Source organism: Micromonospora sp. NPDC048170, assembly GCF_040652795.1.
In the GTDB taxonomy this organism is placed as follows: Bacteria; Actinomycetota; Actinomycetes; order Mycobacteriales; family Micromonosporaceae; genus Micromonospora.
In genome coordinates this window covers 423,273-437,107 of sequence record NZ_JBEZMR010000003.1, presented here as the reverse complement: position 1 = coordinate 437,107, position 13,835 = coordinate 423,273, and the positions used below count along the sequence as shown (strand labels likewise).

The following is a 13,835-nucleotide window of genomic DNA, read 5'->3' as shown; positions in this document are numbered from 1 at the left end:
CTCAGGCCTCCTTCACGCGCGGGTTGCGGGGCTTGGCCGGCTCGGCCGTCCGGGGCGGCAGCGCCCGGCCGAGACCGCTGACCCGCGGGGACAGGAACGCGGAGGTGCGGGCGAACATCGTCATGATCGGGTGTCGGAAGAGGAAGACCACGACGAGGTCCAGCACCGTGGCCAGGCCGAGGGCGAAGGCGAAGCCCTTCACCGCGCCGACCGAGACCACGTAGAGCACCACCGCCGACATCAGCGTGATCGCGTTGGCGGAGATGATCGTGCGGCGGGCCCGGATCCAGGCGCGCGGCACCGCACTGCGCGGGCTGCGCCCATCCCGGATCTCGTCCTTCAGTCGCTCGAAGTAGATGACGAAGGAGTCCGCCGCCACACCGAGTGAGACGATCATGCCGGCGATGCCGGCGAGGGTGAGGGTGAAGCCGATCTGCCGGCCGAGCACCACCAGCGCGCCGAAGACCAGCAGCGCCGAGAGGATCAGGCTCAGGAAGATGACCGAGCCGAGCAGACGGTAGTAGAAGAACGAGTAGATGATGACCAGCAGCATGCCGATGCCCGCCGCGAGCAGGCCGGCCCGCAGGTGGCTGGCGCCCAGGGTGGCGGTGACGTTCTGCTGCTCCTGCTCCTCGAAGGTCACCGGCAGCGCGCCGTAACGCAGCTGACCGGCCAGCGTGTTGGCGTCACGCTGGTTGAAGTTGCCGGTGATCTGCGAGTTGCCCGTCAGCACGCCCTGGATCTCGGGCGAGGAAACGATCTCGTTGTCCAGCACGACGGCCACCCGGCACTTGCCGTCCTGGCCGAGGGCGGTGGCGTCACAGGCCTGGCCCTCGTTGTTGAACGCCTCGCGGGTCAGGTTGGTCCACTTCGTCTGACCGTCGCCCGTGAAGTCGAGGCTGACCACCCACTGGCTGGTCTGGTCCATGACCCCACTGGCGCCCTTCACGTCGGTGCCGAGCACCTTCGCCTGGTCGAGCAGGTACTTCGCGGCGCCGTCCTCGCACGCCACCACCTGCTGGTCGGGGGCGGAGATCGACGCCGGGGGGCGCTTGTCGAGCTGGGCGCAGCTGATCTGCGGCACGTTGAACTGCATCGTCGCCGGCAGCACCGCGACCTCGCGGGGCTCCAGGGTGGCGAACGGCTTGAGCTTCTCGGCCAGCGACGGGTCGGTGGTCAGGTCGGCCGGGGCCTGGAGGCCGCTCGCGGCGGCCCAGGCGGGAGCGCCGACCTTCTGCTCGACGGCCTTGCGCTGGTCCTCGACGCTCTGCGGTGCCGGCTCCCCGCTGGCACCCGGCGTCGGCGTCGCGGCGCCGGAGGGGGCGGCGCTCGGCGAGGCCGACGCGCTGGCGCTCGGGGCCGGGGCCATACCGCCCTGACCACCGCTCGCCGACGGGGTCACCTTCGGCCCGGCGCTGCCTGACGGAGCGGCACTGCCCGAGGGGACGGCGCTGCCCGAGGGGGCCGGGGCCGCACTGCCGGAGGGGCTCGGGACGGGCGCCGGGGCGGCGGCCGCGCCGCTGCCGTCGGCGGCCTTGAGCACCTTGCGGAAGCGCAACTCGGCGGCGCTGCCCACCTCGGTGATGTCACGGTTCTCACCGGGCAGGGAGATCACGATGTTGCGGTTGCCCTCGGTGACCACCTCGGCCTCGGCCACGCCGAAGGCGTTGACCCGGCTCTCGATGATCTGGCGGGCCTCTTCGAGGTTCTCCGCCGTGGGGGGCCGGCCGTCGACGCTGTTGGTCGCCTCCAGCGTCAGCCGGGTGCCGCCGACGAGGTCCAGACCGAGCTTGGGCTCGAGCCGTTCCTTCAAGCCGCCGCTGGCGCCGCCCGCGAAGAACACCAAAAGATAGAGGACGACGAAGATGAGCCCGAGCACGGCCAACTGCCGTCCGGGGCGCATCTGTCCCTGAGGTGGTGCCACGGCTGTCCTGTCTCCCTGTACGGTCGCGCCGCTGGTGCGGCGGGGGTCGGCCGGTCCGGCCGGCGGTTCCGACGGGCCGGCGTCGGAGGCCGACACCCGGCCCCGCGGCCCGGCGCGAGGCACCGGGCGGAACGGGACGGGACGGCTTCCGACGTCGGGCCCAACTATCCAGTTTTCACGTCGACTCCGCTGCCCCGTCGGGTGAAGTGGTCACCGGAGGCCGGCGACCACCACCCGTGCGGGACGGGAGCGACCGTCACTCCTTGACGACGTCCGCGTCCTCGGCGGCCGGCTCGGCGGGGCGCTCCGCCTGGCTGACCACCCGGGCGATGGCCGGACGGGCGTACCGGGTCTGCACACCGGGCGCGACCTCGAGCAGGACGGTGTCGTCGTCCACGCCGGTGACCGTGCCGTAGAGCCCGCCGATCGTGACCACCTCGTCGCCGGGGGCGAGGGCGCGCTGCATGGACTCCGCCTCGCGGCGGCGCTTCTGCTGGGGGCGGATCATCATGAAGTACATGACGCCGAAGAGCAGAGCGATCATGAGGATCGGCGTCAGGCTGCCGGCACCCCCGCCGCCCTCTGCTGCGTAAAGCACGGTGTAATACCTTCCCATTGGCCGCCGGTCCGGCGCGGGCGCGCCGGAGCGGAGGCGGATTCTCACGTCCTGTACAGACCGGCGCGAGTCTAATCCCTGCACCTGGGAACGCCGACTGCGGCACAGATCACGTTCACATCACGGCTGATCGGCGTCCACGGAGAACAGATCGGGCGCAGGAGGGGCATCCGTGCCAAATGTACCATTCGGTGGGGTACGGCCCAGGTGTCGCCAGGCCGCCTCGGTGGCGACCCGGCCGCGCGGCGTACGGGCCAGCAGACCGGCCCGAACCAGGAACGGCTCGCAGACCTCCTCGACCGTGTCCGGCTGCTCCCCCACCGCCACGGCCAGCGTGGACAGGCCGACCGGCCCGCCCCGGAAGGAGTCGACCAGCGCGGTCAGCACCGCCCGGTCCAGCCGGTCCAGACCCAGCGCGTCGACGTCGTACACCGTCAGGGCCGCCCGGGCGATCTCGCGGGTGACCACCCCGTCGGCCCGGACCTCGGCGTAGTCGCGGACCCGCCGCAGCAGGCGGTTGGCGATCCGGGGCGTGCCCCGGGAACGGCCGGCGACCTCGACGGCGCCGTCGTCGGTGATCGGCACCCCGAGGATCCGGGCCGAGCGGCGCAGCAGCACCTCCAGGTCGGCCGGCGAGTAGAAGTCGAGGTGCGCGACGAAGCCGAACCGGTCCCGCATCGGCCCGGTGAGCAGGCCGGACCGGGTGGTCGCGCCGACCAGGGTGAACGGCTCGACGTCCAGCGGGATCGCCGTCGCCCCCGGCCCCTTGCCCACGATCACGTCGACCCGGAAGTCCTCCATCGCGCTGTAGAGCAGCTCCTCGGCCGGCTTGGCGATCCGGTGGATCTCGTCGATGAAGAGCACGTCGCCCTCGCCGAGACTGGTCAGGATCGCGGCCAGGTCGCCCGAGCGCTCGATCACCGGCCCGCTGGTCACCCGGATGCCCGAGCCCAGCTCGGCGGCGACGATGTTGGCCAGGGTGGTGTTGTGGACGACGAGGTCGTTCACGGTGAACGTGTGGTCGCCGTCGACCGTCAGGCACCGGCATTCGTGCAGGCCCGCCGGCTCCACAGAGGCGACGCGATCGGCGGCGAGCCGCTCCTCGAAGCGATCACGCCGAGGGGCCCACTCCGCGAGTCTCAGGCCTCGTTCGCCGATCACCGTGACGCGTTGCACGAACCTCGCGACGTCGTCCTGGCTCGTGATGCTGAGCCGCCACGACTCGTGCGGCCTGCCCTGGTAACGGCCCCGCTTGAGCTTCAGGCGTGACTGGACGCCGACCCGCAGCAGGAGGTGCTGGACGTCCGCGAGCAGGTCCCTCGAGACGCTGTAGTACTCGACGACCAGGTCGTAGCGGTCCCGGCCACGTCGGCTGACCGTGCCGTCACAGGCGAAGTAGGCGCCGAGGAATGCGGCCACCTGCCACGCGTCGCCCCGGTGGACGAACTCGGGCACACGCTTCTGCCAGGCGTTCTTGTCCAACAGGCCGTGCTCGGCCAACCAGGGCCGGAGGCCCGAGATGCGGACGAGCGAGCTCCGGGCACTGTTGGGCCTGGTGTTGTGCGCCAGCCCCAGCCGGTCACAGGTCGAGCGGAAGTCGGCGAGGACGTCCTCGTCGCCGCCCGTGAAGGTGACCTGGTTGGTCGTGCAGCCGTCCCCGACCAGGTAACCGGCGAGCTTGTACTCGTCGACCTCCTCGGTGCCGTCGGCGATCAGGTCCGGGCAGAGCACGTTGGCGAGGAAGTCCTTCTCGGTGAGATCCCCGGCCTTCGTCCACCCTTCCGTGGTCCAGAACGGATGATCTGGCGCGGCCACGACCTCTCGGCCGCTGGCGGTCCGGATCCGGACCGAGTCCAGCTGCCCCTGCTCGTGGACGGCGGTCACCGTCGCGCCCTCGCCGGTGCGGGTGATGACCCGGTCACCGACGACGATGTCGCCCAGGCGGCGTCGAGAGCCGTCCTCGAGCAGCACCAGGGCATCGATGGACACGGGCTTGCCGAGTCCTGGCGGCCCTGAGAGAAGGATGTGGTCGGGCGGGGAGCCGCGCCGCATCGCGCCCTGGAGCAGCAGGTCGAGCTGGTCGCGGACCCGGTGCTGGGCGATGAACTCGTCGAGCCGCTTGGGCCGGACGCTGGCCTCCGCGTCCAGGTCGGCGTCGTGGACGTAGGCGGAGACCAGGCCGTTGTCGGGGCCGGTCATCGGGTGCGGCCCAGCAGCCGGATGGCCTGCTTGAGCAGGACCGGCACCGGCGGCACCTCACCGTCGACGCTCTCCGCGACCGCGGCGACCGCCTGGTCGGCCTGACCCGCCGTCCAGCCGAGCCCGACCAGCGCCTGCCGGACCTGCTCGGGCCAGGCCCCGCCGGTGACCCCGGCCGCGCCGTCGGCGCCGACCGGCACCGGGCCGACGCGGTCGCGCAACTCCAGGACCAGGCGCTCCGCGCCCTTCTTGCCGATGCCGGGCACCCGGGTCAGCGCGGCCGTGTCGGCGTTGGCGATCGCCTTGCGCACCGCGTCGGGGGTGTGCACGGCGAGCACGGCCTGGGCCAGCCGGGGACCGACGCCGCTGGCGGTCTGGAGCAGCTCGAACAGTTGCTTGGCGTCGTCGTCGGCGAAGCCGTAGAGGGTGAGCGAATCCTCCCGGACGATCAGGCTGGTGGCCAGCCGGGCGGGCTGGCCGACCCGCAGGTCGGCGAGGGTGCCCGGGGCGCACTGCACCGCCAGGCCCACCCCGCCGACCTCCACCACGGCGTGGTCCGGACCGGTCGCGGTCACCACCCCGCGCACGCTGGCGATCATCTGGCTCCTCCTCGTCGTACCCGGTCGGCCGCGGCGGCCAGCTTGGAGCGCGTCCCGCCGCGCCACACGTGACAGATGGCCAGGGCCAGGGCGTCGGCGGCGTCGGCCGGCCTCGGCGGCTCGGCCAGCCGCAGCAGCCGGGTGACCATGGCGGTCATCTGCGCCTTGTCGGCCTGACCGGAGCCGGTCACGGCCGCCTTCACCTCGCTGGGCGTGTAGGTCTGCACGGGCAGCCCGGCGCGGGCGCCGGCGAGCACGGCGATCCCGCTGGCCTGGGCGGTGCCCATCACGGTGCGGACGTTGTGCTGGCTGAAGACCCGCTCGACGGCGACGCTGTCGGGCCGGTGCTCGGCGACCAGGTCGGTGAGCGAACGGTCCAGGTGCAGCAGGCGCAGCGCCAGATCGTCACCCGGATCGGTGTGGACGACGTAGTAGGCGACCAGCGTGCAGGGCCGCCCCGGCACGCCCTCGACCACGCCGACCCCGCACCGGGTCAACCCCGGGTCGACGCCGAGCACGCGCACGCCGCCTCCTCCCCCAGCCGCCAGCAGTACGTGTGTTCGACACCCTACCGAGCCGGGCGACACCCCGCCGCCGGGGACACGCCGGACGCGCCGACACGCCGCCCGGGGCACGCGACGGCCACACACTCCGACCGTTGAGTATGTGTCGCCGGCCCATGTGCCCCCGGACACCCAGCTCGTAACTTCTTGCGCCATGACGGCAGAACCCGTGGCGGTCCCCCACGTCGTACACGTCGACCTCGCCGGTCGTACCGCCCTGGTGACCGGGGGCGGCGGCGGCATCGGCCGGGCCTGCGCCCTGCGGCTGGGTGCGGCCGGCGCCAAGGTCCTGGTGGTGGACCGCAACATCGAGGCGGCCAAGGCCGTGGCGGCGGAGGCCGGCGGTCGGGCGGAGGGCGTGGACCTGGCCGACCCGGACGCGGTGGACCGCCTCGACGCCGACGTGGACATCGTGGTGAACAACGCGGGCCTCCAGCACGTGGCGCCGGTGCAGGAGTTCTCCCCCGAGCGCTTCTCCCACCTGCACCGGGTGATGGTGGAGGCGCCGTTCCTGATCATCCGCCGGGCGCTGCCGCACATGTACGCCAGGGGCTGGGGGCGGATCGTGAACATCTCCTCCGTGCACGGGCTGCGGGCCTCGCCGTACAAGTCGGCGTACGTCTCCGCGAAGCACGCTCTGGAAGGGCTGTCCAAGGTGGTCGCGCTGGAGGGCGCCCCGCACGGCGTGACCGCGAACTGCATCAACCCGGCGTACGTGCGCACCGCCCTGGTGGAGAGCCAGATCGCCGACCAGGCGGCCAGCCACGGCATCCCCGAGACCGAGGTGGTCGAGAAGATCATGCTGGCCCGGGCCGCGATCAAGCGGTTGATCGAGCCGGAGGAGGTGTCCGAGCTGGTGGCGTACCTCTGCTCCCCGCCGGCGGCGTTCATCACGGGCGCGTCCATCGCGCTCGACGGGGGCTGGACGGCGAACTAGTGGCACACCGCACAATGTCGGTCATGTCGTCACCGGTGGAGTTCCTGGAGCTGCTCGCCCGCGAGGCCGCCGCGGTGGAGTTCGAGGGGCCGCTCGTCGCCGCGCGCGCCGCCGGCCTGCCGGCCGAGCGGCTCGCCGAGCTGGAGCAGGCCAGGACGGTGGCGCTGCGGGTCCGCGCGCTGCTGGAACGCCGCCGCCGCCGGGAGGTCGAGCTCTCCGGGCTGTACGACACGGTCAGCGACCTGGCCGGGCTGCGCGACCTCGACGACGTGCTGCGCGCGATCGTGCACCGGGCGCGCAACCTGCTGGATGCCGACGTCGCCTACATGACCCTCGACGACGAGGACCGCGGCGACACGTACATGCGGGTCACCGACGGTTCGGTCTCCGCCCGCTTCCAGCGGCTGCGGCTGCCGATGGGCGCCGGCCTCGGCGGCCTGGTGGCCCAGTCCGGCGCTCCGTACGTCACCGCGAACTACCCGGAGGACGAGCGCTTCCACCACACCGGTGAGATCGACGCCGGCGTGGGCGAGGAGGGCCTGGTGGCCATCCTCGGGGTGCCGCTGCGACTCGGTTCGACCTCGATCGGGGTGCTCTACGCGGCCAACCGCTCGGCCCGCCCGTTCGTCCGGGAGGAGGTGGCGCTGCTGGTGTCCCTCGCCGCGCACGCGGCGGTGGCGATCGACACGGCGCGGCTGCTCGCGGAGACGCGGGCGGCGCTGGAGGAGCTGTCGACGGCGAACACCACCATCCGGGCGCACAGCAGCTCGGTGGAGCGGGCCGCGGCGGCACACGACCGGATGACCGCACTGGTGTTGCGGGGCGGCGGCGTGGAGGACGTCGCCGCGGCGGTCACCGACGTGCTCGGCGGGGCGCTGCTGGCGCTCGACGCGGAGGGCCGGCTGCTGGCCCGGGTCGGCGAGATCGAGGAGCCGGACCGGGCCGACATGGTGGAGGCGGTGGCCGCGTCGCGTACGGAGGGGCGCAGTGTGCGCCGGGGCCGGCTCTGGTATGCCGCGGTGGTGGCCGGGGCGGAGAACATGGGCGCGCTGGTGCTGCGCCCCGACGACGAGTTGGTCGACGCTGACCAGCGGATCCTGGAGCGGGCGGCGCTGGTCACCGCCCTGCTGCTGTTGTTCCGGCGGACCGTCGCCGAGGCGGAGGGGCGGGTCCGGGGCGAACTGCTCGACGACCTGATCGCCCGGCCGCTGCGGGACACCGACGCGCTGCGCAGCCGGGCCCGCCGGCTCGGGGTGGACCTGGACGCGCCGCACGTGCTGGTGGCGGTCGGCGACGACGCGATCGCCGCGACCGGCTCGGCCCGGCAACGGGTGCTCTCCTGGGCCACCACGTACGCCTCGACCCGTGGTGGGCTGGCGGCGGCGCGCGACGGGCGGGTGGTGCTGATGCTGCCGGGCCGGGACGCGGGCGGCAGCGCCCGGGCGGTGGCCCGTGACCTGTCCCGGGTGACGGCCCGGCCGGTGACGGCCGGGGCGAGCGGCCCGTCGACGGGGCCGGCGTCGCTGGCGGTGACGTTCGCCGAGGCGGAGCGCTGCCTGACCGCGCTGGGCGCGCTGGGCCGCTCGGGGCAGGGGGCGAGCACGGCCGAGCTGGGCTTCGTCGGGCTGCTGCTGGGCGCGGTCGGCGACGGGGGCGACAAGGACGTCGACCGGTTCCTGACCGCCACCGTGGGCCCGGTGGTCGACTACGACGCCCGGCGGGGCACCGCGCTGGTGCGGACCCTGGAGGCGTACTTCGGGGTGGGCGGCAGCCTGGCCCGGGCCGCCGAGCTGCTGCACGTGCACGTCAACACGGTCACCCAGCGGCTGGAGCGGGTCGGGCAGTTGCTCGGCGCGGACTGGCAGAAGCCGGAGCGGGCGTTGGAGGTGCAGTTGGCCCTGCGCCTGCACCGCCTGCGTACGCCGGCCGGCTGAGCCCTGGCGGCTGCCCGGCGGACGACCCCGTCGCCCGGGCGGTCGGGGTGTCGGGGTGTCGGGTCGTGCGCGCGGAGACCGGTCAGCGGGCGCGGAGGCCGTCCAGGACGCCGTCGACGATCCGCTCGGCCAGGGTCGCCTCGTCGAGGTCGGGATGCCAGCGCATCACCCGCTGCACCAGCATCGGTCCGCTCAGCATCGCCATGGCCACCTCGACGTCGAGATCCGCGCGGAGCTCGCCGGAGCGCATCCCGCGCCGCAGCACCTCGCGCATCACCTCCCGCCGGGGCTCGATGATGTTCTGGTAGAGCTGGTACTGCTCGGGGCTGCGGTTGACCTCCGGCACCAGGCACGGCATGATCCGCGCCGCCCGCGGGTCGATGTGGTGGCCGACCGCGCCGACCAGCAGGATCAGGTCGTCGCGGACCGAGCCGCCGGTGGGCTCCGGCGGGGTGCCCTTGAGCGTCCGCAGGGCGTCGCGCAGCAGCGCCTCCTTGCCCGGCCAGCGCCGGTAGATGGTGGCCTTGCCGACCCCGGCGCGGGTGGCGATGGCCTCCATCGAGATCGCCTCGATCGTGCTGCCCTCGGCGAGCAGGTCGAGGGTCGCCTCGACGATCGCCTCGTCCGCGCGGACGCTCCTCGGCCGGCCGGGCGGCCGAGGAGCGTCGGCGGTGGAAGTCATGTCGGACATTGTTCCCGAAGCTAGGCGGTCCCGGCCAACTCGGGTTCACCCACCGCCGCCGGCCCTCCCGCCAGGGCGGCGGTGCGGCCGGGCATCCAGCGCAGCACCACGAGGATGCCGAGCGCGGCGACCGCGGCGGCGAGGCCCGCCGCCCAGTGCATCGCGGCCAGGAAGGCGTCGTCGGCGACCGCGATCAGCTGCGGCGCCGCCGGCCCGAGCTGACCCGCCGCGGCGTACGCGCCGGAGATGGACTCGCCGGCCGCCTCGCGCGCCACGGCGGGCAGGTCCCGCAGTGTGGGGTCGACGTCGGCGCGGTAGACCGCGGAGAGCACCGACCCGAGCACCGCCACGCCGAGCGCGCCGGACACCTGCCGGACCGTGTTGCTGACCGCCGAGCCGACGCCGGCCTTCTCCCGGGGCAGTGCGGACATGATGGACTCCGTGGCCGGGGGCATGATGTTGGCCATCCCGGTGCCCTGGAGGAAGAAGACGACCAGCACCACCCAGATCGGGGTGGTCGCGTCGACGAAGGCGAACGCGCCGAGCGCGACCACGGTCAGCGCCAGCCCGGCCGCCGCGACGGCCCTGCCCCCGTACCGGCGGACCATCGTCGCGCTGCTCGGGGCGAAGATGAGCTGGGCCACGGCGAAGGGCAGATAGAGCAGGCCGGTCTCCAGCGGGCTGAAGCCGCGCACCAGTTGCAGGTAGAACGAGCTGAAGAACATCACGCCCATGGCGGCGAAGAAGATCAGCCCTACGATGGCCACCGGAGCGGCGAAACGGGGCACCCGGAACAGCCGCACGTCCAGCGACGGGTGGTCGCTGCGCCGCTCGTACGCCACGAACCAGACCAGCACCGCCAGGCCGCCGAGGATCGCGGCCCAGACCGTCGGGCGGCCGAAGCCGTGCTCGCCGCCGTCGATGATGCCGTACGTCAACGCGACGAGCCCGACCACCGACAGCAGTACGCCGGCGACGTCGACGCGCCCCGGGTTCGGATCCCGCGACTCGGGGACCAGCAGCGCCACCAGCACCACGCCGAGCGCCACCACCGGCACGTTGATCAGGAAGACCGAGCCCCACCAGTAGTGCTCCAGCAGCGCGCCGCCGAGGATCGGGCCGATGGCCACGGCCAGGCCGACCGCACCGGCCCAGACGCCGATCGCCCGACCCCGCTCCCGGGGGTCGAAGACGTTGGAGATGATCGAGAGCGTGACCGGCATGATGGCCGCACCGCCCAGGCCCATCAGCGCGCGGGCCGCGATCAGCTGCGCGGGGCTCTGCGCGTACGCCGACAGCAGCGACGCCAGTCCGAAGAGCACCAGGCCGATCAGCAGGAAACGCTTGCGCCCGACGCGGTCGCCGAGCACGCCGAAGGTGAACAGCAGGCCGGCGAAGACCAGCGTGTAGGAGTTGATCGACCACTCGAGCTCGCCCTGGCTCGCGCCGAGGCCGTGCACCGGGTCGGCGAGCGTCCGCAGCGCGACGTTGAGGATCGTGTTGTCCAGGACGACCACGAGGAGGCTGATCACCAGCACCCCGAGGATCGCCCACCTCCTCGGGTGTCCCGTGTTCTCGTGTGGTGACATCTTTTCGCGCTCTCCCCCCGGCCCCGTTCCGAAACGGGTCAGACTCGTATTGCGGGTGTCAGCGTAGGCGGGCGATTATCGATACGGAACAGGTTCGTATCTTATGTGACAGCGGCCACCTGTGCTCCTCGATCGCCTTGGGGCGGCTGGCGGTCGATGCTTCGCGATGCCGTGCGGGTCGGGGTCGTCGCTGGTGGCCCCTCCGAGCCTCTTCCGGGCCTTCCCCCGCGATCTTGCACTTCCTGCCCGGACAAAACCGACATGCGCCGCAAGTTGCGGGCACAAAGTGCAAGATCGCGGGGCGCGGGGCGCTGGGCGCGGGGCGCTGGGCGCGGGGTGCGGGGCGGGGCTGCCGGGGCTGTTTCCTGCCAAGATCTCTTTCGTCTGACCGTGAACCCTGTGCTCATTGTCCGGATCTCGCACGATTGTTGGTTGAGGTGTCGCCCCGGTCAGGCATGGTCGGGTGGGGTGTCCGGTTTGGGGGTGTGGCCGGGGGCATTGTGGGGGCGGAATCGTGGCCGGGTTGGGGTCGTTACACCATGCGTACGGCCGAGCAGCACCGCAGGACCGAGTGATGGGTGCACCGCCCACGGGGTTGGTGTGCCGGGCCCCCCGGAATGATGGTGGGTCGGTGGTCGTTGGTATCTCGCGACCGGCCGAGCACCGCACGTAGGGCCGAGTGATAGCCGCGCCGCCCCTGGGTTGGTGTGCTGATAGCCGCGCCGCCTACAGGGTTGGTGTGGCGGGCTCGGGAATGTTGGTGGGTCGGCGGTCGTTACACATGGTCGCGGCTGACGTGAGGGCATCCCCCGCCCCGCCGGCAGCCCGATCCCCTACCGGCCCCCAGTTTCTGTCTGGCCTTACGGGTCGGTCTGAGTCTTTGCTTCGGCGTGTTGCCGGAGATTCCCCCCCTTGTCTGTTGAGCGCCGGACGGTGCTTGCATCCGCACGTTGTTGTGCCCGGTTCCCCTTTCGGGTGTGTGTGGGTGCCAACCCCCGAATGGAGCATCATCATGAAGACGATCATCCGTAACAGTGTTCTGGGTATTGCGGGTCTCGCGTTCGCCGGTGGTGTGGCTGCCGGCCCGATGACCGACGCCGCGGTCACGGCGGCTCCGGTCGACGCCACGCCTGTTGCCGCGGCGGTGCGGGCTGACAAGCCTGCCGTGGACAAGGCGAAGTTGGTTCCGCATGGTGTGCAGGGTGCGCAGTCGCGGATCGACCTGACCGACGAGCAGGTTGCCAGCACCAAGGCGATCATCGCCGCCACGAAGAAGGCCGGTATGGACGAGCGGGCCGCGGTGGTGTCGATCGCGACCGCCCTGCAGGAGTCGAAGTTGGAGAACCTGGGTCATCTGGGTGACCGTAACGATCATGACTCGCAGGGTCTGTTCCAGCAGCGCCCGTCCAGTGGTTGGGGCACGGTGGAGCAGATCACCGACCCCGAGTACTCCACGACCGCGTTCCTGAAGGGTCTGAAGCAGGTGGACGGGTGGCAGGACATGCCGCTGACGAGGGCCGCGCAGACGGTGCAGGTGTCGGCGTACCCGGATCACTACGCGCAGTGGGAGCAGCAGGCCGCTGACCTGGTCGCCGAACACTGGAACAGCTGACACAGACTTTCCACCACAAGGGGGATCGCCGGCCGGCACCGATGACTCGGTGTCGGCCGGCGGCACGTCCACACCCATCGGCCGGCGCCCCGCCACGGGGCGCCGGCCGTCGGCACATCACGGAACGCCGGCCGTGGGCATGCCACGCGGGCGCCGACGCGTGGGGCGAGGGCACGATCGGCAGGGCGGTGGCCAGCCCAAACAGCTCGGACCCGCCTGCGTCCTGTCTTGACCGGTGCCCCTAGGGTGATGGCCCACTCCCCTCGAAAGGTGCCGAGAGAATGCCCTTCGGCTTCACTGTTGCGATCATCTTTGCCGTCGCTCTGGCGATCTCCGGCCTGCTCGCGCTGGCCGCTTCGAACACGCAGACGAAGCGGATGGCCACCCTGACGGCGCTCGGCTGCCTCGTCGGCACGGTGGTGTTCACCGTCGGCTCCAGCGCCCACTCCGTGCCGATCCGCTCGGTCGGGATCGTCACCAGCTTCGGCAAGCCGACGGGCAAGGTCACCGGTTCCGGCCTGAAGTGGGTCGCCCCCTGGCAGAAGGTCGGCGAGTGGGACGCGGGCCGGCAGAAGTACGACCACATCGGCGGCGACCACTGCGTCCGGGTCCGCACCGGCACGCTCGCCGACGCCTGCGTCGAGGTGCTCGTCGAGTGGCAGGTCAAGCCGGAGAACGCGCCGAAGCAGTTCATGGACTACAAGGGCGACTTCGACAGCTTCCGGGGACAGCGGGTGGGCGTCCAGCTCGACAGCGCCGTCAACGACGCCTTCGCCACGTACAACCCGCTGGAGAAGATCGACTCGAACACCGGCAGCCTGAACGTCGACCTGAAGCCCTTCGCCGAGAGCATCAAGACCAGCGCGGAGACGCGGCTCTCCAGCGACGTCGACATCCTGTCGGTCACGATCACCCGGGTCAACCACGACGAGAAGACCGAGGGCAACATCAAGGCCTTCCAGGACAAGCTCGCCCAGACCCGCAACCTGGAGCAGGACCGGAAGAACGCCGCGATCCAGAAGCAGATCACCGAGACGAACGCCAAGGTCGACAAGGTGTCGCGGTGCCTGGAGATCGCCGAACGCAACGGCAGCAACCCCGGCCTCTGCATCAACCCCGGGATCGTCACCGGCACCAAGTGACAGGCGACGGGCGCCGACCCGCCCCGGGACGCGCCCCG

The 13,835-nt window shown here is 72.1% G+C and carries 11 protein-coding genes and 2 pseudogenes; 4 read left to right on the top strand and 9 right to left on the bottom strand.

The genetic code is table 11. The features are described 5' to 3' along the window. Position 1: 1 nt before the first annotated feature. From secD to ruvC, 7 genes and pseudogenes are all read right to left on the bottom strand, one after another. The gene (gene secD / locus AB0D32_RS08520) at positions 2–1,924 is read right to left on the bottom strand and encodes a protein translocase subunit SecD (RefSeq protein WP_357086490.1); all 1,923 of its coding nucleotides are present in this window, start codon (positions 1,922–1,924) and stop codon (positions 2–4) included. A 256-nt stretch (positions 1,925–2,180) separates the two neighbouring features. Further along, a complete protein-coding gene (yajC, locus tag AB0D32_RS08515; protein ID WP_357086488.1) occupies positions 2,181–2,522 on the bottom strand; it encodes a preprotein translocase subunit YajC in 342 nt (113 codons plus the stop codon). A 138-nt stretch (positions 2,523–2,660) separates the two neighbouring features. Then, entirely contained in the window at positions 2,661–3,701 is a 1,041-nt protein-coding gene (gene ruvB / locus AB0D32_RS08510) for a Holliday junction branch migration DNA helicase RuvB (RefSeq protein WP_357086567.1), read from the bottom strand. A gap of 15 nt (positions 3,702–3,716) precedes the next feature. Continuing rightward, positions 3,717–4,355: pseudogene (locus AB0D32_RS08505) on the bottom strand (LAGLIDADG family homing endonuclease); the annotation flags it as partial. Between the two features lie 177 nt (positions 4,356–4,532). Next, a pseudogene (locus AB0D32_RS08500) lies at positions 4,533–4,739 on the bottom strand (Holliday junction branch migration DNA helicase RuvB); the annotation flags it as partial. Further along, positions 4,736–5,338, bottom strand: coding sequence for a Holliday junction branch migration protein RuvA (gene ruvA, locus AB0D32_RS08495; protein WP_357086486.1), 603 nt, complete (start codon positions 5,336–5,338; stop codon positions 4,736–4,738). The pseudogene AB0D32_RS08500 and the gene ruvA, both read right to left, overlap by 4 nt. Beyond that, positions 5,335–5,862, bottom strand: a complete 528-nt coding sequence (gene ruvC, locus AB0D32_RS08490) for a crossover junction endodeoxyribonuclease RuvC (RefSeq protein ID WP_357086484.1) — start codon at positions 5,860–5,862, stop codon at positions 5,335–5,337. The genes ruvA and ruvC overlap by 4 nt, the downstream gene beginning before the upstream one ends. A 193-nt stretch (positions 5,863–6,055) precedes the next feature. Here ruvC and AB0D32_RS08485 point away from each other — a divergent pair, with 193 nt between their 5' ends. Together AB0D32_RS08485 and AB0D32_RS08480 are read left to right on the top strand one after the other, a co-directional pair. Further along, positions 6,056–6,838 (top strand): 3-hydroxybutyrate dehydrogenase, encoded by a 783-nt coding sequence (locus tag AB0D32_RS08485; protein WP_357086482.1) that lies wholly within the window; start codon positions 6,056–6,058, stop codon positions 6,836–6,838. Between the two features lie 14 nt (positions 6,839–6,852). Beyond that, positions 6,853–8,772 carry a helix-turn-helix domain-containing protein gene (locus AB0D32_RS08480; RefSeq protein WP_357086565.1) on the top strand — a complete coding sequence of 640 codons (1,920 nt, stop codon included), beginning with the start codon at positions 6,853–6,855 and terminating at the stop codon, positions 8,770–8,772. An 82-nt stretch (positions 8,773–8,854) separates the two neighbouring features. Here AB0D32_RS08480 and AB0D32_RS08475 read toward each other — a convergent pair whose 3' ends face one another. Together AB0D32_RS08475 and AB0D32_RS08470 are read right to left on the bottom strand one after the other, a co-directional pair. After that, complete coding sequence (locus AB0D32_RS08475; protein ID WP_357086480.1) at positions 8,855–9,463, bottom strand: TetR/AcrR family transcriptional regulator; 609 nt, start codon at positions 9,461–9,463, stop codon at positions 8,855–8,857. Between the two features lie 11 nt (positions 9,464–9,474). After that, on the bottom strand, positions 9,475–11,043 hold the full coding sequence (locus AB0D32_RS08470; protein ID WP_357086478.1) for an MFS transporter: 1,569 nt from the start codon (positions 11,041–11,043) through the stop codon (positions 9,475–9,477). Positions 11,044–12,055: 1,012 nt separating this feature from the next. Between AB0D32_RS08470 and AB0D32_RS08465 the strand changes: the two genes are divergently transcribed. Together AB0D32_RS08465 and AB0D32_RS08460 are read left to right on the top strand one after the other, a co-directional pair. Further along, a complete protein-coding gene (locus tag AB0D32_RS08465; RefSeq protein ID WP_357086476.1) occupies positions 12,056–12,655 on the top strand; it encodes a hypothetical protein in 600 nt (199 codons plus the stop codon). A gap of 281 nt (positions 12,656–12,936) precedes the next feature. Continuing rightward, positions 12,937–13,797 (top strand): SPFH domain-containing protein, encoded by an 861-nt coding sequence (locus tag AB0D32_RS08460; protein WP_357086474.1) that lies wholly within the window; start codon positions 12,937–12,939, stop codon positions 13,795–13,797. Positions 13,798–13,835 lie beyond the last annotated feature (38 nt).

Coding starts and splice junctions, on each gene's coding strand:
- AB0D32_RS08475 (WP_357086480.1), bottom strand. CDS start 9,463: ATGTCCGACATGACTTCCACCGCCGACGCTCCTCGGCCGCCCGGCCGG.
- AB0D32_RS08485 (WP_357086482.1), top strand. CDS start 6,056: ATGACGGCAGAACCCGTGGCGGTCCCCCACGTCGTACACGTCGACCTC.
- AB0D32_RS08480 (WP_357086565.1), top strand. CDS start 6,853: ATGTCGGTCATGTCGTCACCGGTGGAGTTCCTGGAGCTGCTCGCCCGC.
- AB0D32_RS08470 (WP_357086478.1), bottom strand. CDS start 11,043: ATGTCACCACACGAGAACACGGGACACCCGAGGAGGTGGGCGATCCTC.
- AB0D32_RS08465 (WP_357086476.1), top strand. CDS start 12,056: ATGAAGACGATCATCCGTAACAGTGTTCTGGGTATTGCGGGTCTCGCG.
- ruvA (WP_357086486.1), bottom strand. CDS start 5,338: ATGATCGCCAGCGTGCGCGGGGTGGTGACCGCGACCGGTCCGGACCAC.
- AB0D32_RS08460 (WP_357086474.1), top strand. CDS start 12,937: ATGCCCTTCGGCTTCACTGTTGCGATCATCTTTGCCGTCGCTCTGGCG.